Here is a 24,057-nt window from a genome sequence, read left to right on the forward strand (position 1 = left end):
ACAAGTGAGGGTGACATCCGTGCAGGAAAGAGGGGGTCTGGGACTTTTTCTGCCGCGACTCCGTCGGTAACGGCCAAAAGGCCGTTCCACCCGATACGGTTACGCCTCGATCCGATTTGCGGACCGAAGCCGAGCGAAGCTTCTGGCCAGCAGTCGTGACACATGCATCTGGGAAACGCCCAATTCCGCGCTGATCTGGGACTGCGTCAGATTGCTGTAGTAGCGGAGCAGCAGGATCCGCTGTTCGCGCTCGGGCAGTTGGACGAGCAGATGGCGTACGAGGTCGCGGTGCTCGACGCCGTCGAGGGCCGGGTCCTCGTACCCGAGCCGGTCGACCAGGCCGGGCAGCCCGTCGCCCTCCTGCGCGGCCTCCAGGGACGTCGCGTGGTACGAACGCCCGGCCTCGATGCAGGAGAGCACCTCCTCCTCGGTGATCCGCAGCCGCTCGGCGATCTCCGCGGTCGACGGGGAGCGCCCGAACGACGTGGTCAGGTCCTCGGTGGCGCCGGTGACCTGCACCCAGAGCTCGTGCAGCCGCCGCGGTACGTGGACCGTGCGCACGTTGTCGCGGAAGTACCGCTTGATCTCGCCGACGACCGTGGGCATGGCGAAGGTGGGGAACTGCACGCCCCGGTCCGGGTCGAAGCGGTCGATGGCGTTGATCAGGCCGATGGTGCCGACCTGGACGACGTCCTCCATCGGCTCGTTGCGGCTGCGGAAGCGGGCCGCCGCGTACCGCACCAGCGGCAGGTTCGCCTCGATGAGGGCGCCGCGCACCCTGCCGTGCTCGGCGCTGCCCGGCTCGAGCTGCTTGAGCTGGCCGAACAGGACCTGGGTGAGGGCGCGGGTGTCGGCGCCGCGGGTGCTCGGGGCCTTGGCGCGCGGTGGCGCCCCGGCCGGTGCGGTGCGCGGTGCTCCGTCGGCCGGCGCGGCCTGGGCGGGCGGGGCCTCGCTTCCCGGGGCGGTTGCCGCCTCGGCGGCCTGGGCGGGTGGTGCTTCGGGCGCAGAACTGGCCGGCACGGTCAACGCCACCCCTTCTCCCGCGAGTCCGGCAGAGCTCAGTCGATCCCAGTCAAGCCCGGTCGCACTCGGTCAACTCATCCGTCAAAAGCGGTCATAGCATCACAAGACATGTGCACTGTGTGCAAGCACCCTGAAATTCCGTGTTGACCGGCAAGTTGGGCGCACGATGCGCGAAAGCCCCGCACCGGCGCGGTGCGGGGCTGTGTCGGGGCGGTGCGGGGACGCCCTCAGAACTCGTAGTCGGCGATCACCCACGTGGCGAACTCGCGCCACAGCGCGACGCCCGCCTGGTGGGCCGGGTGCTCCAGGTAGCGCGTCAGCGCATCGGCGTCGTCGACGGCCGAGTTGATGGCGTAGTCGTACGCGATGGGGCGCTCGGAGATGTTCCAGGCGCACTCCCAGAACCGCAGCTCGGGAACGATCCCGCCGAGCTCCTCGAAGGCCTTGACGGCGGCTGCCACGCGCGGTTCGTCGCGCTCGACGCCGTCGTTGAGCTTGAAGAGGACCAGATGGCGGATCACGGGGGCTCCCAGCGGTCGGCCCGATCGGGCCGACCGGGCCGGTCGAGCCGGTCCCGTCGGTTCCGTCGGTCAGGTCGTACAGGTCGTTCAGGTCGTACAGGTCGTTCAGGTCGTACGGGTCGGTCAGGTCGTACGGGTCGTTCAGTTCGGTCAGTCGTCCTTGCCGCCGTTGGCCACCCAGGTCATGAAGTCGCCGATGGCCTTGGCACCGTCCGAAATGCCCTCGAACCCTACCTGGACGTAGTCGGCGGCCTTCTCCGGGTCCGTGATGATCACGTAGAGCACGAACACCACGAGCAGAAAGAGAACGATCTTCTTCGGGTCCTTCACGCTGTGGCCTCCCCGTGCCCGCTCATGTCCGCACCCGTGTGCCTGCTGCCGTGTGCCGCTGCCGCCGCTGCCGTGTGCCGTGTGCCTTCTGCTCCGTCTGTGCCGGGCGAGTCTAACGTGGCGCGAACTCACCAGGTTTCACCAGGTTTTTAGGGACCAATGACCCGGCGGCACGGGCCCTTCGCCTGCCTTTCCGCCGTGCCGCACCGAGCAGGATGGGGATCGGGCCCGTCGGATCCGGCAGGAATCCACGGGCCCGGGACCGGTCTCCACTGCGGAGTCCGCGCCGTCCTCTTCCCCCGGTGACGGCGCCGACTTGAGAGTTCGGTCCTCATCGGGGGAAGCGGCTGTCCCCCGATGTCGCTTCCCCCGTCCAGAGCTTTTGCAGATAGAGGAGCAGATAGAGGAAGGGCCCCGTCCATCGGACGGGGCCCTTCCTCTATCTGAGCGGTAGCGGAGGGATTTGAACCCTCGGTGACTTGCGCCACACTCGCTTTCGAGGTCTGTTCATGCTGGTGAGAGGGTGGGCCGGGGCCGTTCAACCTCGTTCATCCCCGTACGGACCCTCGCCGCGCGAACCGCTGTGAACGGCTTTGGACGGGGATGAATGAGACGGAAACTGAGACGGGGCGCTCCGGCCCTGACCAGCACGTTCGACCGCTCCTCACGGGCGAGATTCGTCAAGAGCTGCGAGCACGGGAGCTGAGTCGCCGTCGTACAGCAAGTGCGGCTCGTCGGCCCCCGGAGGAACGAACCGGGTGCGGTACCGCTGTAGGTCGCTTTCGGCGAAGTAGATCGAATTGGGATCGTTCGCGTGGAACTCGTTGCGCTTGCTGATCCTCGCCCAAAGCTCGTCGTGAGTGGCCGCGAGATAGACGAGTACGGAGGTGGCGCCGGAGTCCTGCGCTATGACCTGCCATCTCGCCCGATCCTCAGGGGTCCAGAAGCCATGGTCAACGACGACGTCCCGCCCGGCCTTGAGGTGCTCCCGAAGTTCGCTGGCCACGTCCTCCAGAACCGGCCGCTCAAGGGTGGGGAAGACGCCCCGGGGAAAGTCCACCCCATAGACGCCGTGTCGGCGGAACATCTCTTCGTCAGGGCACAGGCGTACGAATCCACGGGTGGTGAGCGCGCGGGAAAGGGTCGTCTTGCCGGAGCCGGGAAGTCCGGCCATCAGGACGCAAAAGGGAGGGCGCGCGGGCATAGGCCTCGTCATGGTCCGGCAGATAACGGCTATCTCGGCTTCGGCCTCAGGCGTGACGGTGCCCGCCCTGCGGGCCGCAAGCAGTGCATCGAGTCGGTCTTCGAGCACGTGCACAAGGGTGTCATCCGCGACCGTCACGTGGATACCTCCGATTCTGTGCGCCAGCTTCGGCCGGGCCCGCCGAGGTCTACGCCGTACTCCACGATGTTGCCCTCGGAGTCGACGAACTTCGCAGTCATCATGACTACCGGTTCTGTAGGCAGATGGTCAGGGTCGAGTTCGAGGAGCCTGGCGTGTTCCGGCGTCACTCGACAGGCCGACGCTGTGTCGACGCGGTGGCTGATCGGGTGGCCGGTTGCCTGAGCGATGAGCTGAAGCGAGGTTCCCCCCGTCAGTCGCTCGCTCGCTGCTAGCTGCGGGATCAGCTTCCCGTACCGCGCGGGAATCCACGATGTGCTGTGGGCGACGATCCCGTGCCGGTCCCTGTACACGCGGCTACGGCGGACCACGTCGGAACCGGGCTGGATATCCAGAGCCTGCGCCACTTCGTCGGGCGCGGGGACCACGGCCGCCTGGTGCGAGTCGGACCGCTCGCCCGCTCCCCAGCTCGAACCGGTGCGGCGTCCCCGGTCCTGACGCTGAGCCCCCGACGACATCGGGGCGTGCTGCTCCAGGACCTCAGTGCCAATGCCGTGGATGCCACGGACAAGCCCGTCGTTGCGCAGCTTGCGGAGCGCTTTCTCCGCTGTCGCCGTGCTCACCTTCCACTCTTCCGAGAGGTTCTTGATGCTCGGCAGGAGGTCTCCCGGCTGTAGCTGTCTGGACGCAATCCGCTCGGAGTAGTGGGCAGCGATTTTCGCGTACGGAGCCCGATTGTCGGCGTGACCTGCCATTTCGCTTGCTCCTTCTCGTCACATCCCTGAGGTTCCCTAGCTTACTGCTTGACACCGCAGGGAACCCTAGGGAACCTTAGGGATGTGACCGCCGGTCCGTTCTTGGACTAGCGGGTGGCAGCACTCGGTGTGTCCCGTGCGAACGGGAGCCCTTAGGGGTTACCGCGCCCACCGGGGAGTTGTCGGTCCTTGAGAACTCAACAGCGTGCGGACTCAGCCATCTGTACACGGATGGTCGATGGGTCCTGAGGGAATCCCGCCCCACCTCTGCAAGTGGGCGGGCGCGCACGGGTCCTGTCCCGTGTGCGGCATAGCGCACGTCAGCCTCTCCGCGGCTCTCGCTGCGGCCGGTTGCCTCCGTTGCTCGTCTCGTACGAGCAGCGCTGAGGGGAGCCGGAACGCGCTCCTTTCATCCTTTGGGAGTCCTCATGACTGCAACGCTGATCGCGGTTCTCGGCACTCTGGCCGGGGCCGTTGTCGCCGGTTTCATGCAGCACCTGAGCACCACCCGCACCGCCCGCACGGCGATGGCAGAGCAGCGCCGTAAGGCACTGGCTACCGCCGTCCCGGCGCTGCTGTCCGCGCTGGTCCGCCACCGTGAGCAGCAGTACTTGAAGATCGTGGCCCGCCGGGACGGTGTGGCCGACACCGTCGAGGCGCGGCGGGCCCGGTACGCGGCCCGCTCCGCTGTCACCAGCGCGATGGACACCCTGTTCATGACCACGCAGGACAGCGACCTTCTCGCCATCGCGCAGGAAGCGGTGGATGCCGCGATGGCTGTCGGCGACGTACCGGCCAGTGAGCTGGACGCGGCAGGCCTGCGGGCCCGTCAGGCACACACCGCGCTGCGCGTGGCCGGTGCCCGGCACATCTACGCCTGACCTTCATCACCTCAACGGCGCGCACCCCCGGAGGGGCAACTCCGGGGGTGCTGTTCGGGCCGTTTCACCTGCTAGGGAGAGACACGACCCATGAACCACATCGTCACTGTTCAGGACGCTGTTACGGCGTTCGCGGACTGGATCGAACCGACGGCTGCTGAGCTGGACGCGATCGAGCAGGAGATGCCCGTGATCCTCGCGGACGTCGACCTGTTGGACGCGCAGATCATCACCCTGGACCGCACGCCGTCCGAGCTGGACGAGCGGCGTATCCGCCGGGCCCGGCGCCGGGCGCTGGCCGCGCGGATCGCGCTCACCAACCGCACCGCCGGGGCGAGTCTGCCGGGTGGTGCCGCGTGAGCGCCGCCGACCGGAACCTTGCTGCCGCGCATGCGGAGGTGAAGGCGGAGATCACGCGCACGGACACCAAGACCGGGTTGTTGCTGGCGTTCGTCGGCGCGGTGTTCGCCGGCGCCTGGACCGTGGCCCGTGCCCTGCCCCTGAACCCTGCGGCCTGCGTCGCGGGCGCTCTGGGGTTGGGTCTGCTGGTCGCGGCGGCTGGTCTGCTGCTGCGCTCGACGCGGCCGAACCTGCGGGGTCGGCACGGCTTCACCCTGTGGGCGACGCTCACCCCGGAAGAAATCCCCGCCGCGATGGCGAACGATCTCGCCGCAGACATCGCCGGACTGTCCCGGATGGCCGTCAGCAAGTTCACCTGCCTGCGCCGCGCGGTCGACCTGACCTGCGCCGGGGGCGCCCTGCTCATCCTCGCCGCCCTGCTCGCAGTCGGGGGTGCGTGATGGCCGACGTCAAGCTGACGAAGGTGCAAGCGGGGGTGCTGGGTGCCGCGTTCGTACCGATGCTCGCCACGGGCGTGTTCGGCGGGATCGGCACCTACAGCAACATCGGGCACGCCTACGGCAAGGGCACCGCGCTCGGTGCGCTCGCCGCGGGCGAGGGCGCCACCGCGGTGCTCGCCCTGGTCCTGCTCGGTCTGACCATGCTCGGCCAGTCCTCCCCCCGCATCGTGCGGGCGGGACTGTGGGCGCTGCCCGCCGCCGCCGCGGTCATGGGCGCCATGGCCGCCCCCGACATCGGCCGCACGGTCATCTTCGCTCTGACCCCGATGGGCATGTCCGTCTCCGCGGAGGGCATGGCCTTCCTCGCCCGCAGGATCGTCGTGCACACCGACGGCCGCGACGCGGAGCACGAACGGCGCACCGCCGACATCGTCCAAGCGCTCGCCTACCACCGGGCCCGTGCCGCGCAGCACCCGACCGGCTGGGTCAGGAAGTCCTCGGAACGGACATCGTGGCGGCTGGCCCGCAAGGTCGGCATCGGGGACGTGGCGCTGGGATCGAGGCTGCTCGACGTCCAGCGCGACCGCATCACCCAAGGCGCGGACGCCGCACTCGCCTCGATGTTCCACAGCGTTTCCACCCCGACCCCTGCACGGGACGCAAAAGTGGAGGAATCTACTGAGAGTGTGAGGAAACGGTCTACGGCTGACCTGCCGGAATCGACCCCGGGGCCGGTGGCCGTGCATCGGGTGCGGATGCCCGATCCGGTGCCGGTCGGCTTCCTGAAGTCGACCCTCCCGCTCAAGCCGGTCGCCCCCGCCCCGATGGCTCCGGTCGCCCCGATCGCGGCGCCGATCGGGCCGCGCACGGTGGCCGCTGCGGAGTCGGTCCGGCCGCGTCGGGCGACCGGCCGGGTTCCCGACGTCGCCCGGCCGCGGCGCGCCAAGCGCACTGCGGCTGAGCTGCTGGACGAGACGCGTACGGCAACCGCCGACTGGCCGCTGTCGAAGCTGACCGGCGAGGGTATCCGCCGGGAGGTCCACACCTCGCCCGCGAACGCTCGCGTGCTGCGCGACACCCTGCGTCGCGAGCGGGGGGCAGCGGCGTGAGCGGGTTGCGGATCGGGTCGGTGTGCACCGGATACGGGGGTCTGGACGACGCCGTACGAGCCGTGTTCGGCGGGGAGCTGGCGTGGGTGGCGGACAACGACCCCGGCGCCGCCCAGATCCTCGCCCACCGCCACCCCGAGGTGGCCAACCTCGGGGACATCACCGCCGTCGACTGGCGCGACGTGGAACCGGTAGACATCCTCACCGGCGGCTACCCGTGCCAGCCGTTCAGCACCGCGGGCAAACGGAAGGGAACCGAGGATGACCGGCACATCTGGCCCCACATCGCCCGCGCCCTTGGCGTTCTACGACCCCGCTACGCGTTCTTTGAGAACGTCGCAGGGCACCTTTCCCTCGGATTCGACGCCGTCCTCGCCGACCTTGCCGCCCTCGGGTTCGATGCGGAGTGGTGCACTCTTCGCGCGTCGGACGTCGGGGGCGCCCACCAGCGCAAGCGGCTGTTCGTCCTGGCCCGCCCTGCCGACCCCCAGGGCGAGGGACGGCAAGGGCAGGGGCTACCCCGACGGGCTTCCGGCCGCGGTCTCCCTGCTGCCCACCCCCTCGACCTCCGAGGCCACCGGGGTGGGCAGGCCGGACGGGAACCGCAACGACACGCTGCGGGCAAGGGTCGCCCTGCTGCCCACCCCACGCGCGTCGGCCAGCGAGAACCGGCAAACCCGACGCAGTCCCTCGCAGGAAGCCGGGACGCACGGCAAGAGCCTGGCCGCGGAGGTGGCGCACCTGCTGCCGACACCGAGGGCGACGGACGGCACCAAGGGCGGGCCAAACCAGCGGGGCAGCAAGGGCGACCTCACGCTGCCGTCGGCGGCGTACCGGATTGGGGCGAGTACGAGCCCGCGATCCGCAGGTGGGAAACGGTCACCGGCCGCCCCGCCCCCCGGCCAACTGACGATCTGGGACGACTGAACCCGCCCTTCGTCGAATGGCTCATGGCCCTGGACAACGGCCACGTCACCGCCGTGCCAGGCCTGTCACGCACCGCGCAGCTCAAAGCACTCGGCAACGGCGTCGTCCCACCGCAGGCCGCGGCCGCGCTGCGCATCCTCCTCGACCGCGCCGGGCCCGACAGGTACCAAGCGCCGTCGCCACATCATCCTTTCCGCCGGTCCGCCGCCTGAGCTGCGGCATCTGAAGACGGAGACTCTCTGTGAACCTCACCGTGAGCACGCACAAGATTCCCGGCTACGGGCCCACCCTGCGCACCGCCAAGCAGCTCGCCCCGCAGGCCGTGCGCCTGGTGGAGCGGGCCGTGCCGGGCCGGATGCCGGACGTCGAACTCATCCTGACCGACCCGCGAGGGCTGGCCGAACTCGGCACCGCGGCGGACGCGGAGTTGGCCGGCGTCCTGGACAGGCGCACCCGCAGCCGCATCGAGCGCGCCGCACTGCGTTTGGCCCGGGACGCGTCCGGCCGCGCCGTCCCTCGCGCCAACGGCAGCGTCCTGGTCCTGGTGAACGTCGACCAGCACCGCACCCCGGCGCACTTCGCCGTGACGCTCGTGCACGAACTCGTGCACGCCATGCAGTTCAGCCGCAAGAACGTCGCCGAACAGGTCGGGCGCGATGCGCGTGCCCAGTTCGGGGTGGAGCGGCAGTCGCGCCGTCAGGCCCGTGCGTTCGCCCGCCTGGTCGAGCAGCACGAGCAGGAGGCGTACGGCCACGAGTACCTGGCCGACCAGCTCATCCCCGGTGCCACCGCATCCGCCGCTGCCTGAGCAGCCCTCAAGGATTCTGGAGACCTTCCCCTATGAGTGAGAACGTCGTACGTCTCGACAAAGACCGTCAGGACCCCGCTCCGGGTGCGGGCCCGACCGTCCTGACCGTGGTGCCCGATCCGGCCGCGGGGGTGGAGGCGGCGCCGGTGGTGCCGCTGTGGGTGTGCTCCGGCCGCGCCGTGCGCACGGCCCTCACGCATGAGCGGACCAGGACCGGCGCCCGTGCGGTCGCCCGGCACGGCCTGTACGTGGTCGGCGGAACCCGGATCGTGGCGCGGCGGGCCTGGGACGGGCGGACCGCGTCCCGCTACGAGCGGATGCTCCGCGCGGCGGAGGCGGCTGGGAACTATGAGGTGGCTGCGGAGTGGGAGGAGCGCGGGCAGCGCTTCCGTGCCGAGCGCCACCGCCGCCGCATGGACCTGCTGACCTCCCCGATCGACGCGGCCAAGGGCGCCTTGGTCGGCACGGGGATGGGGGCGGGTGCGCTGGTCGGGCTCGGGGTGATGCTGGCCATCGCCAACCAGGACCCCGCCGACGTCATCACGCCGCTGGCCGCGGTGATCGGGCTGGTTGCTCTGCTGATCACCATCGTCACGGTGGTGTGGGGGCCGCTGGTCACCATCGGCCCGTTCCTGGCCCTGCTGGGCCTGTGGTCGGTGGGTCGGCGTCAGAAGGCAGCACCGCAGTGGGCCCTGCCCGCGCGGGAGCGGGACGGCGAGGGCGAGCCCATCACCCCTTCGATCGTGGTCAAGGCCCTGCGGGATTTGGGGGTGTCTGCGTTGCGCAACGCCATCAAGGAGATGGGGGATGCGGGCGCGGCCATGCTGGGACCGATCCGGATCGCCGGGTGCGGCGTGGAAGTCGACGTCACCCTGCCTTCCGGGGTGTCCACGGTGGAAGTCCAGCAGCGCCGCCGCAAGCTCGCGGAGAACCTCACCCGCCATGAGCACGAAGTGTTCATCACCATCCCCCAGGCCGCGCGCACGGTGCGGCTGTGGATCGCCGATTCCGGTGCGCTGGACGAGCCGATCGGCCCGTCCCCGCTGGTCACCGACGAGACGCTGACCGCCGACTACGCCAAGGGCCGCGCCCCTTGGGGACAGGACCTGCGCGGAGATGCCGCCGCACTGAGCCTGCACCAGCGCCACCTCCTCATCACGGGACTGTCCAACCAGGGCAAGACCGCCGCGCTGCGGGCACTCGCGCTGTGGGCCTGCCTGGACCGTCGAGTGGAGTTCCGGGTTGCCGACCTCAAAGGCGCCGGTGACTGGGCGATGTTCGATGGTCTCGCCACGATCCTGATCCAGGGCCCGGCCGATGAGCAGGTGATCGAGGCCACCGAGATGGTGGAGGGTCTGGTCGAAGAGATGAACCGCCGGATCGAGATCCGCCGCCGGGATTCCAGCGCGGTGTTCTCCCCGTTGATCGGCATCGTGGACGAAGCTCAGGTGGCGTTCATGTGCCCGGTCAAGGACGAAGACGGCCGCCCCTACGGTGGGTCCAAGGCTGTCTCGCGGTACTTCATGGGTGTCCGCAAGGTCCACAACCAAGGCCGCGTGGTCGACGTGTTGCTGTGGGAGGGCACCCAGGACCCCACCGACCAGAACCTGCCCAAGCTCGTGCGCGAGGGCGCCCACACCCGCGCTTCCCTCGCCCTTGGAACCGAGTCGCAAGCCCGCATGGCGCTGGGAGACAAGGCGGTGGACGGCGGTGCCGCGCCGCACCTGCTGCGGCAGGGACTGGACAAAGGGACCCTGGTCGTTGCCACGGACGGCATCGCCATCCCCGCGGGGCAGGCGTCCCTCACCGTGCGCACGCACTACATCGACGACGAGCAGGCCACCGCCATCACCGACCGGGCCAAGACCCTGCGCGGCGGCGTGAGTACGCTGCACGCCATCGAGCGCGGCCAGGAGCGTGACCCGCTGGCCGACATCGCCTCGGTGTTCGGGGTCGCGCCGCGTCTGGTCACCCAAGACGTCATCAAGCGACTCGACGCGCTGGACAAGGACGCCTACGGCTCGTGGACTCCGGGCGACCTGCGCCGGGTGCTGGAAGGCACCGGGGCCGAGCCGTACAAGTCCGACGGGCGCATGGTCGTCGCCCGCGAACGCGTCACCCGCGCCCTCGCCAACCGTGACGGCGAGGGTTCCGCTTCCGACGCGGCATAGCAGGGAGCCACAGCCAGGACGGGCAGGGAGGCAGGGAGAACTCCCTGCCCGCCTCCCTGCCCCACCTCCCTGGCCCTGACCTGCGCAAATGATCTGTCAGGGAGGCAGGGAGGCACGCAGGTCAACGCCCCTGAAACCCCTCTGCAACGCCCCCGCAAGGGGGTGCTGCTGCCTCCCTGCGCCACCGGTTGAAGGGATTCCGGATGAACCACCGCGACCCGCCGGGGATCATCGCCCCGCACATCCCCGCCGACGAATACCGCCGCGCCGAGGCCACCGGACAGCCCGTGGTCATCGTCGTCCACACCGCCGACCAGACCGGGCGCCCTCTGCGCCACTACCTCTTCCCCCTCGCCGTCGCGGGCGCGGGCGCCATGGGCGTCTTCGGACTCGTGGCCGCCTTCCTCGCCCTGCTCGACGTCGCCGCCCACACCGCCGCCGCCGTCGGTGCCGCCGCCGGGCCCGTGGGTGTCGGCGGCATCACCCTCCGCCTCGCCCGCCCCAATGCCAAGTAGGAGCAGCCGTGTTCGAGATCCGCGTCATCCGCGCGCGTCGGCACCTCCACTCCGCCAAGGAGACCTCATGATCCGTACAGGTCACGCCACCCGCGAGGGAACCGAAACTCCCTGCGCGGACGGCGCCCACATCCACCGCCGGGACAACCGCGTGACCGCCGCGGTGGTGGACGGCGCCGGGCACCACCCGGACGTGGTGGACCTCGCCCGGCACGCCCCGTCCGTGATCACTCTCGTGGGCATGGCCATGGGCGGGCTCGTCGGCCTGATCACCGCCGGGCGGATGACCGGCGCCTACGGCAGGCCCCCGCACATGTCCGCCGTCTACGCGTCCATGGAGCCGGGCCACCCCACGGGGATTCACTGGATCGGGGACTGTCGGGCCTACGGCTGGGACGGTCAGACGCTCACCCAGTGGAGCACGGACCAGACCATGGGCCAGTGGCTCCGCTGGAACGGAGGCGTTCCGGTCGAGATCGCCGCCACCCAGGACAACTGGGCCCGTCTCGGACTCAGCCAGGCAACGGAAGTGACGTGCCGTCAGGTCGAGATCCCCGAGGACGTCCCGATGGTCCTGCTCGTCAGCGACGGTGTCTCTGACCAGGTGACCCAGGAGACGTGGCAAGCCCTGTGCCGGGAGCACCCCGAGGACCCGCAGGCACTCGCCGACGCGCTCGTCGCCGCAGCCGAGGGCGAGGAAGACGACTCCGGGGAGCTGTACCGCGACGACACAACAGTGATCGTCCTGCTCCGGCCCCTCGCGACCTGACCCGCGCACGACCAAGGGCGGCCCCCATCTCGCCAAAGACACCGGGGCCGCCCTTGTCACCCAGCACCCTGAAAGGACTGGAGGCATCCAGCATGACGCATGACCCCCGCCCCGCGCTGCTGTCCGCAGCACTGGACGCCGCCGCCCGCGGCTGGCACGTCTTCCCCCTGCGCCCCGGCACCAAGCGCCCCGCCCTGCACGGCGAAACCACCTGCCCCCGCACCGGCCCGTGCACGGTCGGGCACCTGAAGTGGGAGCGGCGCGCCACCACCGACCCCGTGCTCATCCGCGCCACCTGGACCCACGCGCCGTACAACATCGGAATCGCCACGGGTCCGTCCGGGCTGGTCGTCGTCGACCTCGACATGCCCAAGGACAACAGCAGTGCGGACACGCCTTGCGGCGTGACGACCTTCACGGCGCTCTGCGAGCGCACCGGCCACGCCGTCCCCGACACCTACCGCACCCGGACCGCAAGCGGCGGACGCCACCTGTACTTCACCGCACCGGACGGCATCCGGCTGGCCAACACGGCAGGGACCATCGCGCCGTTGGTGGACACCCGGGCCTGGGGCGGGTACGTCGTCGCGGCGGGCAGCACCACCCCTACCGGACCCTACGAGCCCGTGGGCGCCCCTGTGGCGGCTCCGCTGCCCTCATGGCTGCTGAGCATCCTCCGTCCGTCATCCAAAGCCGTACAGGTCCGTTCTGCGGCCGTAGCGGCACAATCCCGCCGATACGCGGACACCGCGCTCGTCTTGGAGGTGCGCAACGTCGCCGGGGCCCAACAGGGTCGGCGCGACGCGACGTTGTTCCGGGCAGCGCGAGCCCTGGGACGGTTCATCGCGTGGGGCGACCTCCCCCGTCACCGGGTCGAGCAGGCTCTTCAGGAGGCGGGGGAGGCGGCCGGACTGCCGCCTTCCCAGTGCCGCTCCACCCTGCGCAGCGCCCTGGACTGGTCCATCGCCCATAACCAGCAGCGCCGGGACGCGGCATGAGCACCCGACCCCGCCCCCTGCTGAAGAGCATCCCCAGCACCACGACCGACCCGCGAGCCGCAGGGCAGGGTGCGCACCGGGCGGCCGTGGGCGCCCCGAAGGGCGTCGCCGAAGGCGTCCCCACTGCTGTTCGCCCGAACCCGCCCGCAGGAGACGGACGGTACCCCGTGGCGTGGCTGTGCATCGTCGCCCCGCGCGGCGCCACCCCCACGGCCACCTCGCGGTGCGAGTGCGGCCGGGACCGCAGCGCCGTCGGAATGGTCCGCGTGCTCGCGCTGATCTCCGAGCACGAAGCGCACCGCGACCTGTGCCCGCTCCGCACCCCCCAGGAAGGAAGGGCCGCCGCATGATCGCCCCCATCGACGGTGCCGCACTGCTGGACGAGGTGGAGGCCTTCCACCGCCGCTTCAACGTCTTCCCCACCGAAGCCGCGTTCGTGGCCGTGGCCTTGTGGGACGCGCACGCCCACCTGCTCGACTGTTTCGACTCCACCCCGCGCGTCGCGTTCCTGTCCCCGGAGCCGGGTTCGGGCAAGACCCGGGCTCTGGAGATCGTGGAAACGCTCGTGCCGCAACCCATGACCGCCGTCAACGCGTCCGCCGCCGCCCTGTTCCGGTCCGTGTCCGCGGGCGCCGGGAAGCCGACGATCCTGTTCGACGAGATCGATACGGTCTTCGGGCCGAAAGCGGGGGACAACGAGGAACTGCGCGGGTTCCTCAACGCCGGACACCGCCGTACCGGGGTCACCTACCGGTGCATCGGTGACGGCGGCAACCAGACCGTGCAGGCCTTCCCCTCGTACTGCGCGGTCGCGGTCGCCGGACTCGGCTCGCTGCCCGACACGATCCTGACCCGCTCCGTCATCATCCGCATGCGCCGCAGGGCCAGGAACGAGAAGGTCGAGCCCTTCCGGGCCCGCACCCATGAGGCGCAAGGGCACAAGTTGCGCGACCGGCTTGCGGCATGGGCCGAGCAGGTCCGCGGATCGGTCATGGACGCCTGGCCGACGATGCCGGAAGGGGTCAGCGATCGTCCCGCGGACGTGTGGGAGCCCCTGCTCGCCATCGCGGATGCCGCCGGTGGCGCGTGGCCGGAGCGGGCCCGCGCAGCCTGCCTGACCCTGGTCAAAGCCTCGCAGGCCAACGACAGAGGCAGCGTGGGAGTCCGGCTGCTGACCGATCTGCGCGATCACGTCATGGTCGGTATCGACCGCCTGCCCACCGTCGCCATCCTGGACAGGCTCAACGCCCTGGACGACGCCCCGTGGGCCGACCTGCACGGCAAGCCGCTCGACAACCGGCGCCTGTCCAAGATGCTCGCCGAGTACGTGACGAGCGAGAACGAGCCGATCGCTTCCCGCAACATCAAGACCGCCGGAAGCGTCCTGAAGGGCTACTACGCCGCAGACCTGCACGACGCATGGCAGCGCTACTGCCCCCCGCCCCCGGAAAGTCCGCTACCTCCGCTACCGGGCACCGAAAACCTGGCCTGACCAGCAACAAAACGGTAGCGGCAGGCCCTGGGCTTGCCGCTACCCCATCCGCTACCGCTACCCCGTCCCGCTACCCCGAACAGGCCCCTGACCTGCACGGTAGCGGTGGTAGCGGAAGTAGCGGCCCTCAGAGGGAACCCCGCCGGACTGCCGCACAGGAGAGCCCACATGAGCCTCGCCAGCGTGGACACCACCCGACTTCCCCAGGCCACCCACCCCGACCCCGTACTCCTGACCGTCAAAGAAGCTGCCCGCTGTCTCCGCATCGGCCGCACCACCTGCTTCGCCCTCATCCGCGCCGGAGAACTGGAGTCCCTGATGGTCGGGGGACTCCGGCGCGTCCCCGCCGACGCTCCGGCCGCCTACCTCGCCCGCCGCCGCGCCGAGCGACAGGCTGCCTGACCCGTGCCCCGCCGGAGCGCTGCCGCACCGCGAGCAGCGCTCCGGCCCTCTTCGCTGACCTCTACCTCAAGGAGTCCGCCAGTGGCGGAAGACAAGAAGCGCACCCGGCAGCCCAACGGCCGCAGTTCCATCTACCAGGGCAGCGACGGCAAATGGCATGGTCGCGTGACGGTTGGCATCCGCGACGATGGCACGCCGGACCGCCGCCACGTCGAACGCAAGACCCGCGCGGAGGTGACCGCCGCCGTCCGAGAGCTGGAACGGCAGCGCGACGCCAAGACGATCCGGAAGGCGGGGCGCCCGTGGACCGTCAAGACGTGGTTGACGCACTGGGTCGAGAACATCGCACCACTCGCCGTGAACGAGAACACGATGGTCGGGTACGGCGTTGCCGTGCGAAAGCACTTGATCCCCGCCCTCGGTGCTCACCGACTGGACAAGCTCAAGCCGGAGTACATCGAGAACTTCTACGGGCGCATGGTCGCCGACGGTCGTAAGGCGGGGACCATCCACCAGATTCACCGCACCTTCCGTACCGCTCTGAACGAAGCGGTACGGCGCGGTCACCTCGGCCGCAACCCTGTCCAACTCGCCAAAGCCCCCCGGGTCAGTGAGGAGGAGGTGGAGCCCTACACCGTCGAAGAGGTGCAACGCCTGTTGCGCGCGGCTAACGAGCGTCGGAACGCGGCACGATGGGCTGTCGCGCTCGCCCTCGGACTTCGGCAGGGCGAGGCACTTGGCCTGAAGTGGTCGGACGTGGACCTTGAACGGGGCGTTCTGATGGTCCGGCGCAGTCGACGTCGTCCGCGTTACGCCCACGGGTGCGGGGATAGGTGTGGCAAGAAAGCCGGGTACTGCCCGCAGCGTCAACGGACGAACCCGGAGACGGCTGACACGAAGTCTCGGGCTGGACGGCGAGCCGTCGGGCTGCCGGCCCAGCTCGTAGACCTGTTGCGTGCCCACCAGGTCAGGCAGCGGACCGAACGAGCGGCTGCTAGCGGCGACTGGACGGAAGAAGGATGGCTCTTTGCGACGCCGACCGGCCGGGGAACGTCACCCCGGACGGATTACGACGAGTGGAAGGAACTGCTCAAGGCTGCCACGGTGCGCGACGGCCGCTTGCACGACGCACGGCACACGGCTGCCACGGTTCTCCTGATTCTCGGCGTCTCGGAACGCGCTGTCATGGGGCTCATGGGCTGGTCTACTACCGCAATGGCCGCTCGCTACCAGCACATGGTCGCTTCAGTCCGCAGCGATGTTGCTCGGCAAGTCGACGGAATCATCTGGTCAGCAGGCGGGAGAGAAGGAAACTGACACTGCTGAGTTACCCCTTGAGGGGCTACGGCTCGGCACTGGACAAGCGTGAATCGTTTCACGCTTAGCTATAAATGCAGGTCAGAGTGGTGCCGTGTCCTGATATGAGGGTGTGGAGACACAGACAGGAACGCAACTTTGTCGCTCCTTCGCCCCGCGCGTGCGGGGATGGACCGCTACTCTGACGGTGCAAACTTAGGTACCTACTAAGAGACTGGCCCGGCATGGACCCGCCACCAAGCCGGTACCTCGGACTCAGACGCAGTTCCCCAAGGCCGGAGGCCGCAGCGCCGTTAAGCGTGCGGCCTCCTCCGACGCGTCGTTCCAGGGCGCGTCGACCTGCCTCACGGCAGGGCTGGACTGCTTACGCAGTCCTCTCGGGAAGGAGGGCCTGAGTTGAGGTTGCGATCACTCACTCTCGTTCCACCAGTCGCGCCAAGTGCGCCACAGGTTGAGCGCGAATGAGCCCGCAGCCCAGCTTGGGCCCTTCTTTCGTACCTCCTTCTCGTCCTCGGTCGCCCGAGTCGGTTCGGAGGGGGGCTGTCCGTCTTTCCTGCCTTCCATCGATCACCTCCAGATCGGAGCCCGTCCGTGACGGGCACGGGACGGATCTGGGGGACTGACGGAACGGCGCACGGCCATCCCGAAGTGAAGCCTATGGGGCCCCGGATCGAGTGTGGGCCGCTTCGCTGAAACACGGCCGGACGGTGCCCAAGGTGAGGGAAGCAGGCCCCAAAAAGCGCTACTGAGACGGGAACTGAGACGAAAGCAGAAGGGGCGCCCGGTTCATCGAACCGGGCGCCCCTTCTACCAGCGGTAGCGGAGGGATTTGAACCCTCGGTGACTTGCGCCACACTCGCTTTCGAGGCGAGCTCCTTCGGCCGCTCGGACACGCTACCGAGAGAGATCCTAGCCCAAGGTGGGCCCCGGTCCGAAATCGGTTGTGGCTACCCCTGCCCCCGGGGGGTGCCGCGGTCCCGGAAGAAGGCCGTGAGGAGCCGTCCGCAGTCCTCGGCGAGGACGCCCTCGACGACTTCCGGGCGGTGGTTGAGGCGCCGGTCGCGCAGCAGGTCCCACTGCGAGCCCGCGGCGCCCGCCTTGGCGTCGCGGGCACCGTAGACCACCCGGTCCACCCGGGACTGCTGGAGCGCCCCCGCGCACATCGCGCACGGTTCGAGGGTGACGACGAGCGTGCAGCCCGGCAGCCGCCAGCTGCCGAGCTTCGCCGCGGCCCGGCGCAGCGCCAGGACCTCCGCGTGCGCGGTGGGGTCGCCGACGGCCTCGCGCTCGTTGTGCCCGGTGGCGAGCACGGTCTCGCCGTCCGCGGACAGCACGACGGCACCGACGGGCACGTCGCCGCCCCGGACGGCCCGCACGGCCTCGTCCAGGGCCACCCGCATCGGCGCCCGCCAGCGCTCTCGTACCGGATCTGGGAGTTGTGTCACACGGCGAACCTAACGGACGGTTTCGAGGACCTCCGCGGCTCCGAGGATGTCGGCGATCTCGTTGAGCGCGTCACCGCTCACCAGGCCGAGCAGGTCCTTCTCCGGCACGCCCAGGTCGCTGAGGATCTCCGTGTCGCCGAGAGCCCCGGCGGGCACGGCGTCGCCGCCGGCGTCCGCCCCGTCCGGTTCGGCTTCGCCGGCCTCGGACTCGCCGTCCTCCGTGCCGTCGAGGTCGAGGGCGTCCAGGTCGTCCGCCCCGTCGTCCGGGTCGCGGCCGAGCATTTCGTCGGTGAGCAGGATCTCGCCGTAGGCGCTGCGGGAAGCGGCCGCCCCGTTCGAGACGAAGATGCGCGGGTCCTCCTCGCCGTCGATGCGCACGACGCCGAACCAGGCGTCCTCCTGCTCGATGAAGACGAGCACTGTGTCGTCGTAGTTCTCGCTGATCTCGGCGGCGGCCTCGCGGGCCAGGTCGGTCAGATCCGACAGGGTCTCCACATTGTCGAGCTCCGTGTCGCTCGCTTCCCACCCGTCTTCGGTGCGCGCGAGCAGTGCGGCGAAGTACACCGTGACTCTCCCACTGTTCATAGGCGCCGGTTGGGGATCCCCCCGGCGGACGTAGGGGGCGGGAGTGCTGTTCCAAGCCCCGCCCACTCGGAATCGTGGCAGAAACAACGGCTTCAGGAGAGGTCTTCCGGCCGCTGTGTTCGCGTCGCGTCTCGAATCGCGGGCCGCGGGCCGTGCCGCGGGCCCCCGCGGCTACCAGCGGAACGTACGCATACGCATCGCCTGTCGCAGTCTGGCCGCCCTCGCGCGGCGCGGTGTCACACGGGCCCGCAGCTCGCGGGCCTCGTTGAGCTCGTACAGGAACTGGGCACGTCGCCTGCGGCGCTCGGCGTCGGTCTCGCGTGCGTCCCGTGCGTCGCGCGCGTCCCGCGTGTCCCGTGCGTCTCGCGCGTTCTGCGCGTCCCGTGCGTCCCGTGCGTTCCGCGCATCCCGTGCGTTCCGTGCGTCCCGGTCGGGCATCGGCCACACCACCCCAGTTCGTATCTCCACCTTCCCTCCGGGGCGCCTGTTGATGCCAGTGGGGTGGCGGGAGCACGGTGAGGTCCGGTACGGGGCCGGGTGCGGGGCTGGGTCGAGGGGGCGCTTCGCCCGGTTACTGTTGAACAATGCGGATCCACGTCGTCGACCACCCGCTGGTGGCGCACAAACTCACCACACTGCGCGACAAGCGCACCGACTCCCCGACCTTCCGGCGCCTCGCCGACGAGCTGGTCACCCTGCTCGCGTACGAGGCCACCCGGGACGTGCGCACCGAGCAGGTCGACATCGACACGCCGGTGACGACGACGACCGGCGTCAAGCTGTCCCACCCGCGGCCGCTGGTCGTGCCGATCCTGCGCGCCGGGCTCGGCATGCTCGACGGCATGGTCCGGCTCCTGCCGACCGCGGAGGTCGGCTTCCTCGGCATGATCCGCAACGAGGAGACGTTGCAGGCGTCCACCTACGCGACCCGGATGCCCGAGGACCTCTCCGGCCGCCAGGTGTACGTCCTCGACCCCATGCTCGCCACCGGCGGCACGCTGGTCGCGGCGATCCAGGAGCTCATCAAGCGCGGCGCGGACGACGTGACCGCCGTGGTGCTGCTCGCCGCCCCGGAGGGCGTCGAGATCATGGAGCGGGAACTCGCGGGGACACCCGTCACCGTCGTGACGGCCGCCGTGGACGAGCGCCTGAACGAGAGCGGATACATCGTGCCGGGGCTCGGTGACGCGGGGGACCGGATGTACGGGACCGCCGAGTAGGCGCGCAGCAGGCTGCGTACGCCGCGATTGCGTGCGCCGAGGCTGCGTGCGTCGAAGCCGCGTATGCCGAGACCGCGTGCGCCGAGGTCGCGCACGCCGCGGCTGCGACGCCTTGAGCCGCGTGCGTCGGAGTCGCGTATGCCGCGGCGCCTCAAGCCGCGTGCGCCGAAGTTGCGTACGCCGCGACCGCGGCGGCCGAAGGCGCCTGCGCCCGCGCTGCGGCGGCCGACACCTCGTACGTCGACACCTCGTACGTCGACACCTCGTACGTCGATGTCTCGGACGTCGATGTCTCGGACGTCGAGGTCGCGTGCCCGAGGTCGCGGCGGTCGACGCCGTCTGAGTCGGGGCTCGGGTCGTGCGGGCGGAGTTCGTGTTCCGCTGTGCGCGTGTTCAGCAGTTCTTGCCGTCCGCCGACGGCGAGGGCGCCGGTGCGGGCTTGGCGAGTGCCGCCAGGGCCTTGTCGGCGTCCTCCTTCTTCGCCAGGTCCTTGAACCTGCTGCCGAGGATCAGGTCGATCTCCCCGCCCTTTCGGGTGTCCGTCTGCCGCTGCGCCCCCGCGACCTGCGTCGCGAGCACCGGCAGCGCGGTGTCGGTCGCCGACTTCGGGCCGAGCACTATCCCGGGGCCCTCGACCTTCTTGTCGTACGCCTTCGTCGCGTTGCCCACCTTGCCGATGGCGAAGCCGCGCTTCTTCAGCTCGTCCGCCGTCTCCTTGGCCAGGCCGCCCCGCGGGGTCGCGTTGAGGACGTTGACCTTGATCTGGGCCGGTTCGGGGAGCGGTTTCCGCTGCCGGGCCGCATCCGACTGCTGCGTCGTCACGCAGTCCTTCGTCCCGCTGGCGGCGGACGCCTCGTCCTCACCGCCGAACACGTCGATGAGCTGCAAGCTGCCCCAGCCGAGCAGACCGGCAACGGCGAGTGCCGCGATCGCCGCGAGCACGATCCGGCGACGGCCGCTCGGGCGGCGCATTCGCGGGTACTTGTCCCCCGTGATGCGGTACTTGCCGCCCATGCCGGGGGGAGTGAGCATGCTCATGGGCGCAGCGTAGTGCTGTGCGCCGGTGATTCCTACTAGATGATCATTGCTCGGTCGTCAGGGCAACCCGAAAGGGCCAATGTCGGCCCGGAGCCGTTCCGTGACGGGGCGGGGCGGGTGTCGCGCCGGGCGCCGGCGGCCCGGTGCGTCAGTTCTGTGCGTCAGCCCAGTTCGAGCACGCGGGCGTGCAGCACCTGGCGCTGTTGCAGCGCGGCGCGCACCGCTCGGTGCAGTCCGTCTTCCAGGTAGAGGTCGCCCTGCCACTTCACGACGTGCGCGAAGAGGTCGCCGTAGAACGTGGAGTCCTCGGCGAGCAGGGTCTCCAGGTCCAGTTGGCCCTTGGTCGTCACGAGCTGATCGAGGCGGACCGGGCGCGGCGCGACGTCCGCCCACTGCCGGGTGCTTTCCCGGCCGTGGTCGGGGTACGGCCGGCCGTTTCCGATGCGCTTGAAGATCACACGGAAAGCCTACCGGTCAAGGCTCTCCGGGCGCAGCCTCGACGGGCTAGTGCGACGCTGGGAAATGACGCCGGAAAGTGGGACAAACCGGAAAGTCTCAAGCCGGGAGCAGGGGCCGAAGTGAGCGACAGCCAGCCGATGCCGTCCACACCCGCGGACGGAAACCGCCCGAACGGGTTGCCTTCCGGGGGTGACGTGGCGGCCTCCGGTACGCCGGGGGCACCGGAGGTCGCCGCCATCGCCGCCGGGTACGCCTTCGACGGGCCCGCCCTCGACCTGGGGGCTCTGCTCTGGGACGGGCAGTGTCTGCCCGGCGCCCCGGTGCGGATTCCGCTGGCCGTGCTCAACCGGCACGGACTCGTCGCCGGTGCCACCGGCACCGGCAAGACCAAGACCCTCCAGCTCATCGCCGAGCAGCTGTCCGCCCAGGGCGTGCCCGTCTTCCTCGCCGACATCAAGGGCGACGTCTCCGGCATCTCCGCCCCCGGCGAGGGCGGCGACAAGGTGACCGCGCGAGCGCGCGACGTGGGGCAGGTGTGGGAGCCGCGCGCGTTCCCCTGCGAGTTCTACGCCCTCGGCGGTATCGGCACAGGCGTTCCCGTACGCGCCACCGTCACCAGCTTCGGCCCCGTCCTGCTGTCCAAGGTGCTCCAGCTCAACCAGACGCAGGAGCAGTCGCTCGGCCTGATCTTCCACTACGCCGACCAGAAGGGCCTCGAACTGGTCGACCTGAAGGATCTGCGCGCCGTCGTCGCCTTCCTCACATCCGACGAGGGAAAGCCCGAGCTCAAGGCCATCGGCGGGCTCTCCACCGCCACCGCAGGGGTGATCCTGCGGGCGCTCACGACGTTCGAGGCGCAGGGTGCGGCGGAGTTCTTCGGGGAGCCGGAGTTCGACACGAGTGAGCTGTTGCGGGTGGGGGTCGGGTCCGGTGGGTCCGGTGGGTCCGGTGATTCCGGCGGGTTCGGTGGGTCCGGCGGTTCCGGCGGGTTCGGCGGGTCCGGGGAGGGGCCGCCGCCGTCCGGGCTCGTCTCCGTGCTGGAGCTGCCCTCCGTGCAGGACAAGCCCCTGCTGTTCTCCACCTTCCTGATGTGGCTGCTCGCCGACCTCTACCACGACCTGCCCGAGGTCGGTGACCTCGACAGACCCAAGCTCGTCTTCTTCTTCGACGAGGCCCATCTGCTGTTCGGCGGCGCCTCCAAGGCCTTCCTGGAGTCCATCACGCAGACCGTGCGGCTGATCCGGTCCAAGGGGGTCGGCGTCTTCTTCGTCACCCAGACCCCGAAGGACGTGCCCGCCGACGTCCTCGCGCAGCTCGGCAACCGTGTCCAGCACGCGCTGCGGGCCTTCACGCCCGAGGACCAGAAGGCCCTCAAGGCGACCGTCCGCACCTTTCCGAACTCTCCGTACGACCTGGAGGAGACCCTCACGGGCATCGGCACCGGCGAGGCCGTCGTCACCGTCCTCAGCGAGAAGGGGGCGCCCACGCCGGTCGCGGTCACACGGTTGCGGGCGCCGCAGTCGCTGATGGGGCCGGTGGCGGCGGCCGAACTCGAACGGGCCGTGCGGGGGTCGGCGCTGTACGGGCGGTACGCGGAAGCGGTGGACCGGGAGTCGGCTTACGAGAGGCTGAACGCGCGGGCGCAGGCGCAAGCGGAGGCGGAGGCGGTGCAGCCGTCGTCACCGCCCGGGAAGCGCGAGGGGGGCGGGGGCGGCAGGGACGACGGGGGTGGTGGTGGCGGATCGGTGGTCGAGCAGGTGGTCGGCAGCGGGATGTTCAAGTCGCTGATGCGGTCCATGGGCACGCAGATCGGACGCGAGATCTCCCGCTCGGTCTTCGGCACCGCCCGCCGCCGCCGCTGACGGTTCCCGGCTCCTTGGCTCCTCGGTTCCTTGGCTCCTTGGCTCCTTGGCTCCTTGGCTCCTCGGTTCCTTGGCTCCTCGGCTCCTCGGCTCCTTGGCCCCTCGGCTCTTCGGTTCCTCGGCTCGCCCGTTCCTTGCCCCTCGGTTATTCGGCTTTCCGCCCGCGGGGGGGGGCAGGAGGCGGAGGCGAGGCAGGCCTAGGACTTCGCCGCATCGGCGGCGGCCTTCTGCGCCTTGGCGGCAGCCTTCTGCTGCTGTTTGTGGGCGCGTACCTTCTGGAGCGACTCGGGCCCGGTGATGTCCGCCGCGGACCGGAAAGCGTCCGCGTCCCCGTACGCCCCCGCGGCCTCCCGCCACCCCGCGGGCCGCACCCCGAGCTGCTTCCCCAGCAGGGCCAGGAAGATCTGGGCCTTCTGCTTCCCGAACCCGGGCAGCTCGTTCAGGCGCCGCAGCAGCTCCTTGCCGTTCCCGGCGTCCCGCCACACCTCTTCCGCGTCCCCGTCGTACCGCTCCACCAGGTACTGGCACAGCTTCTGCACCCGCCCCGCCATCGCCCCGGGATACCGGTGCACCGCGGGCTTCGCGGACAGCAGTTCCACGAAGGAGTCGGGGTCGTACGCGGCGATGTCATGGGCGTCCAAATCCTCCGCCCCCATCCGCCGCGCGATCGTGTACGGACCGGCGAACGCCCACTCCATGGGCACCTGCTGATCGAGGAGCATCCCCACGAGCGCGGCCAGCGGACTGCGGCTCAACAGCGCGTCCGCCTCCTCCTGCTGTGCGAGGTGCAGCTTGGCCTTGGCAGTCATGGAGCGATCATCTCGCGGGGAGCCGCGGTTCGCAGGGCGGCATGGCGGTGACCCTGCCGGGGCCGCCCTGACGCGGACCGGGCCTCACCGGCCGAGCAGGCCCCGTACCGCCGACCGGTCCACGCCGGTCAACGCGCGCAGCAGCAGCGGCGTGAGCAGGACGACCAGGACGCCGAGCGCGCTGACGCCCGCGACCTGCCAGGGCGACTCGATGTAGTACTCGTAGTGCTCGCTGCCCGAGTCGAAGTCGAAGACGCGGTAGCCGGGCCAGTCCAGGTAGTGCGAGAACACCCAGGAGTACGCGGGGAACAGCGCCAGCGCCCAGCCGGTCACCCAGACCGTCACCGCGAGGACGAAGCTCGCCACCCGCCACGGGAACATGACGACCTGGAACAGCAGCGCCTTCCAGCCCGCCGCGTCCCCGAGCCGCGCCCGTAGCCCTCGCCCAGGCGCCTTCGGCGTCCGCCCCGCGCACGGGC

The 24,057-nt window shown here is 70.2% G+C and carries 28 protein-coding genes and 1 tRNA gene; 16 read left to right on the plus strand and 13 right to left on the minus strand.

Going from position 1 to position 24,057, the window contains the following annotated elements; all coding sequences use genetic code 11:
- Nucleotides 1–99: 99 nt before the first annotated feature.
- The 5 genes from GPA10_RS32690 to GPA10_RS32710 form a co-directional block, all read right to left on the minus strand.
- On the minus strand, nucleotides 100–1,032 hold the full coding sequence (locus tag GPA10_RS32690; protein ID WP_058849924.1) for an RNA polymerase sigma factor SigF: 933 nt from the start codon (nucleotides 1,030–1,032) through the stop codon (nucleotides 100–102).
- A gap of 218 nt (nucleotides 1,033–1,250) precedes the next feature.
- Complete coding sequence (locus GPA10_RS32695) at nucleotides 1,251–1,544, minus strand: Dabb family protein (RefSeq protein ID WP_058849923.1); 294 nt, start codon at nucleotides 1,542–1,544, stop codon at nucleotides 1,251–1,253.
- 150 nt (nucleotides 1,545–1,694) lie between these two features.
- Complete coding sequence (locus GPA10_RS32700) at nucleotides 1,695–1,874, minus strand: hypothetical protein (RefSeq protein WP_058849922.1); 180 nt, start codon at nucleotides 1,872–1,874, stop codon at nucleotides 1,695–1,697.
- Nucleotides 1,875–2,538: 664 nt separating this feature from the next.
- Nucleotides 2,539–3,216: a P-loop nucleotide/nucleoside kinase family protein gene (locus tag GPA10_RS32705; protein ID WP_343041583.1), complete on the minus strand. Its 678-nt coding sequence runs from the start codon at nucleotides 3,214–3,216 to the stop codon at nucleotides 2,539–2,541.
- Nucleotides 3,213–3,971: a GntR family transcriptional regulator gene (locus tag GPA10_RS32710; RefSeq protein WP_157168608.1), complete on the minus strand. Its 759-nt coding sequence runs from the start codon at nucleotides 3,969–3,971 to the stop codon at nucleotides 3,213–3,215. Before GPA10_RS32710 ends, GPA10_RS32705 begins: the two co-directional genes overlap by 4 nt.
- A gap of 428 nt (nucleotides 3,972–4,399) precedes the next feature.
- Between GPA10_RS32710 and GPA10_RS32715 the strand changes: the two genes are divergently transcribed.
- The 14 genes from GPA10_RS32715 (at nucleotide 4,400) to GPA10_RS32780 (ending at nucleotide 16,160) form a co-directional block, all read left to right on the plus strand.
- Nucleotides 4,400–4,852: a hypothetical protein gene (locus GPA10_RS32715; RefSeq protein ID WP_157168609.1), complete on the plus strand. Its 453-nt coding sequence runs from the start codon at nucleotides 4,400–4,402 to the stop codon at nucleotides 4,850–4,852.
- A 90-nt stretch (nucleotides 4,853–4,942) separates the two neighbouring features.
- Nucleotides 4,943–5,212, plus strand: coding sequence for a DUF6284 family protein (locus GPA10_RS32720; RefSeq protein ID WP_157168610.1), 270 nt, complete (start codon nucleotides 4,943–4,945; stop codon nucleotides 5,210–5,212).
- A complete protein-coding gene (locus tag GPA10_RS32725; RefSeq protein ID WP_343041584.1) occupies nucleotides 5,209–5,652 on the plus strand; it encodes a Pycsar system effector family protein in 444 nt (147 codons plus the stop codon). Before GPA10_RS32720 ends, GPA10_RS32725 begins: the two co-directional genes overlap by 4 nt.
- Nucleotides 5,652–6,761 carry a conjugal transfer protein gene (locus GPA10_RS32730; protein ID WP_157168611.1) on the plus strand — a complete coding sequence of 370 codons (1,110 nt, stop codon included), beginning with the start codon at nucleotides 5,652–5,654 and terminating at the stop codon, nucleotides 6,759–6,761. The genes GPA10_RS32725 and GPA10_RS32730 overlap by 1 nt, the downstream gene beginning before the upstream one ends.
- Nucleotides 6,762–6,781: 20 nt before the next feature.
- Nucleotides 6,782–7,900 carry a DNA cytosine methyltransferase gene (locus tag GPA10_RS32735; RefSeq protein ID WP_343041596.1) on the plus strand — a complete coding sequence of 373 codons (1,119 nt, stop codon included), beginning with the start codon at nucleotides 6,782–6,784 and terminating at the stop codon, nucleotides 7,898–7,900.
- Between the two features lie 29 nt (nucleotides 7,901–7,929).
- Complete coding sequence (locus GPA10_RS32740) at nucleotides 7,930–8,496, plus strand: hypothetical protein (protein ID WP_343041585.1); 567 nt, start codon at nucleotides 7,930–7,932, stop codon at nucleotides 8,494–8,496.
- 32 nt (nucleotides 8,497–8,528) lie between these two features.
- A complete protein-coding gene (locus GPA10_RS32745) occupies nucleotides 8,529–10,667 on the plus strand; it encodes an FtsK/SpoIIIE domain-containing protein (protein ID WP_157168612.1) in 2,139 nt (712 codons plus the stop codon).
- Nucleotides 10,668–10,870: 203 nt separating this feature from the next.
- Nucleotides 10,871–11,182, plus strand: a complete 312-nt coding sequence (locus GPA10_RS32750) for a hypothetical protein (RefSeq protein WP_157168613.1) — start codon at nucleotides 10,871–10,873, stop codon at nucleotides 11,180–11,182.
- A gap of 67 nt (nucleotides 11,183–11,249) precedes the next feature.
- Nucleotides 11,250–11,951 carry a SpoIIE family protein phosphatase gene (locus tag GPA10_RS32755; protein ID WP_157168614.1) on the plus strand — a complete coding sequence of 234 codons (702 nt, stop codon included), beginning with the start codon at nucleotides 11,250–11,252 and terminating at the stop codon, nucleotides 11,949–11,951.
- Between the two features lie 92 nt (nucleotides 11,952–12,043).
- Entirely contained in the window at nucleotides 12,044–12,949 is a 906-nt protein-coding gene (locus GPA10_RS32760; RefSeq protein WP_157168615.1) for a bifunctional DNA primase/polymerase, read from the plus strand.
- Nucleotides 12,946–13,299, plus strand: a complete 354-nt coding sequence (locus GPA10_RS32765) for a hypothetical protein (protein WP_157168616.1) — start codon at nucleotides 12,946–12,948, stop codon at nucleotides 13,297–13,299. Before GPA10_RS32760 ends, GPA10_RS32765 begins: the two co-directional genes overlap by 4 nt.
- Nucleotides 13,296–14,441 carry a DUF3631 domain-containing protein gene (locus tag GPA10_RS32770; RefSeq protein WP_157168617.1) on the plus strand — a complete coding sequence of 382 codons (1,146 nt, stop codon included), beginning with the start codon at nucleotides 13,296–13,298 and terminating at the stop codon, nucleotides 14,439–14,441. The genes GPA10_RS32765 and GPA10_RS32770 overlap by 4 nt, the downstream gene beginning before the upstream one ends.
- Nucleotides 14,442–14,609: 168 nt before the next feature.
- Nucleotides 14,610–14,843: an excisionase family DNA-binding protein gene (locus tag GPA10_RS32775; protein ID WP_157168618.1), complete on the plus strand. Its 234-nt coding sequence runs from the start codon at nucleotides 14,610–14,612 to the stop codon at nucleotides 14,841–14,843.
- An 81-nt stretch (nucleotides 14,844–14,924) separates the two neighbouring features.
- The gene (locus GPA10_RS32780) at nucleotides 14,925–16,160 is read left to right on the plus strand and encodes a tyrosine-type recombinase/integrase (protein ID WP_343041586.1); all 1,236 of its coding nucleotides are present in this window, start codon (nucleotides 14,925–14,927) and stop codon (nucleotides 16,158–16,160) included.
- A gap of 814 nt (nucleotides 16,161–16,974) precedes the next feature.
- On the opposite strand, the gene GPA10_RS32785 is transcribed toward GPA10_RS32780, so the two are convergent.
- From GPA10_RS32785 to GPA10_RS32800, 4 genes are all read right to left on the minus strand, one after another.
- Nucleotides 16,975–17,059 (minus strand) — tRNA-Ser (locus GPA10_RS32785).
- A 48-nt stretch (nucleotides 17,060–17,107) separates the two neighbouring features.
- Nucleotides 17,108–17,560 (minus strand): tRNA adenosine(34) deaminase TadA, encoded by a 453-nt coding sequence (gene tadA, locus GPA10_RS32790; RefSeq protein ID WP_058849921.1) that lies wholly within the window; start codon nucleotides 17,558–17,560, stop codon nucleotides 17,108–17,110.
- A 54-nt stretch (nucleotides 17,561–17,614) separates the two neighbouring features.
- On the minus strand, nucleotides 17,615–18,169 hold the full coding sequence (locus GPA10_RS32795) for a tRNA adenosine deaminase-associated protein (RefSeq protein WP_343041597.1): 555 nt from the start codon (nucleotides 18,167–18,169) through the stop codon (nucleotides 17,615–17,617).
- 192 nt (nucleotides 18,170–18,361) lie between these two features.
- Nucleotides 18,362–18,628, minus strand: a complete 267-nt coding sequence (locus GPA10_RS32800; protein WP_157168659.1) for a hypothetical protein — start codon at nucleotides 18,626–18,628, stop codon at nucleotides 18,362–18,364.
- A gap of 146 nt (nucleotides 18,629–18,774) precedes the next feature.
- On the opposite strand from GPA10_RS32800, the gene upp reads away from it, so the two are divergent.
- Complete coding sequence (upp, locus tag GPA10_RS32805) at nucleotides 18,775–19,410, plus strand: uracil phosphoribosyltransferase (RefSeq protein WP_157168620.1); 636 nt, start codon at nucleotides 18,775–18,777, stop codon at nucleotides 19,408–19,410.
- A gap of 393 nt (nucleotides 19,411–19,803) precedes the next feature.
- Here the strand turns inward: upp and GPA10_RS32810 are convergent, their stop codons facing one another.
- Together GPA10_RS32810 and GPA10_RS32815 are read right to left on the minus strand one after the other, a co-directional pair.
- Nucleotides 19,804–20,448: a LytR C-terminal domain-containing protein gene (locus GPA10_RS32810; RefSeq protein WP_157168621.1), complete on the minus strand. Its 645-nt coding sequence runs from the start codon at nucleotides 20,446–20,448 to the stop codon at nucleotides 19,804–19,806.
- Nucleotides 20,449–20,609: 161 nt separating this feature from the next.
- Nucleotides 20,610–20,906 carry a type II toxin-antitoxin system VapB family antitoxin gene (locus GPA10_RS32815; RefSeq protein ID WP_003955420.1) on the minus strand — a complete coding sequence of 99 codons (297 nt, stop codon included), beginning with the start codon at nucleotides 20,904–20,906 and terminating at the stop codon, nucleotides 20,610–20,612.
- A gap of 120 nt (nucleotides 20,907–21,026) precedes the next feature.
- Here GPA10_RS32815 and GPA10_RS32820 point away from each other — a divergent pair, with 120 nt between their 5' ends.
- Nucleotides 21,027–22,769 (plus strand): helicase HerA-like domain-containing protein, encoded by a 1,743-nt coding sequence (locus tag GPA10_RS32820; protein ID WP_343041587.1) that lies wholly within the window; start codon nucleotides 21,027–21,029, stop codon nucleotides 22,767–22,769.
- A gap of 197 nt (nucleotides 22,770–22,966) precedes the next feature.
- Here GPA10_RS32820 and GPA10_RS32825 read toward each other — a convergent pair whose 3' ends face one another.
- The gene (locus GPA10_RS32825) at nucleotides 22,967–23,578 is read right to left on the minus strand and encodes an HhH-GPD-type base excision DNA repair protein (protein WP_157168622.1); all 612 of its coding nucleotides are present in this window, start codon (nucleotides 23,576–23,578) and stop codon (nucleotides 22,967–22,969) included.
- 84 nt (nucleotides 23,579–23,662) lie between these two features.
- Nucleotides 23,663–23,959, minus strand: a complete 297-nt coding sequence (locus GPA10_RS41920) for a sensor domain-containing protein (RefSeq protein ID WP_425505854.1) — start codon at nucleotides 23,957–23,959, stop codon at nucleotides 23,663–23,665.
- Between the last annotated feature and the right edge of the window lie 98 nt (nucleotides 23,960–24,057).

The sequence above is a fragment of the Streptomyces typhae genome (genome assembly GCF_009755605.1).
Classification (GTDB): Bacteria; Actinomycetota; Actinomycetes; order Streptomycetales; family Streptomycetaceae; genus Streptomyces; species Streptomyces typhae.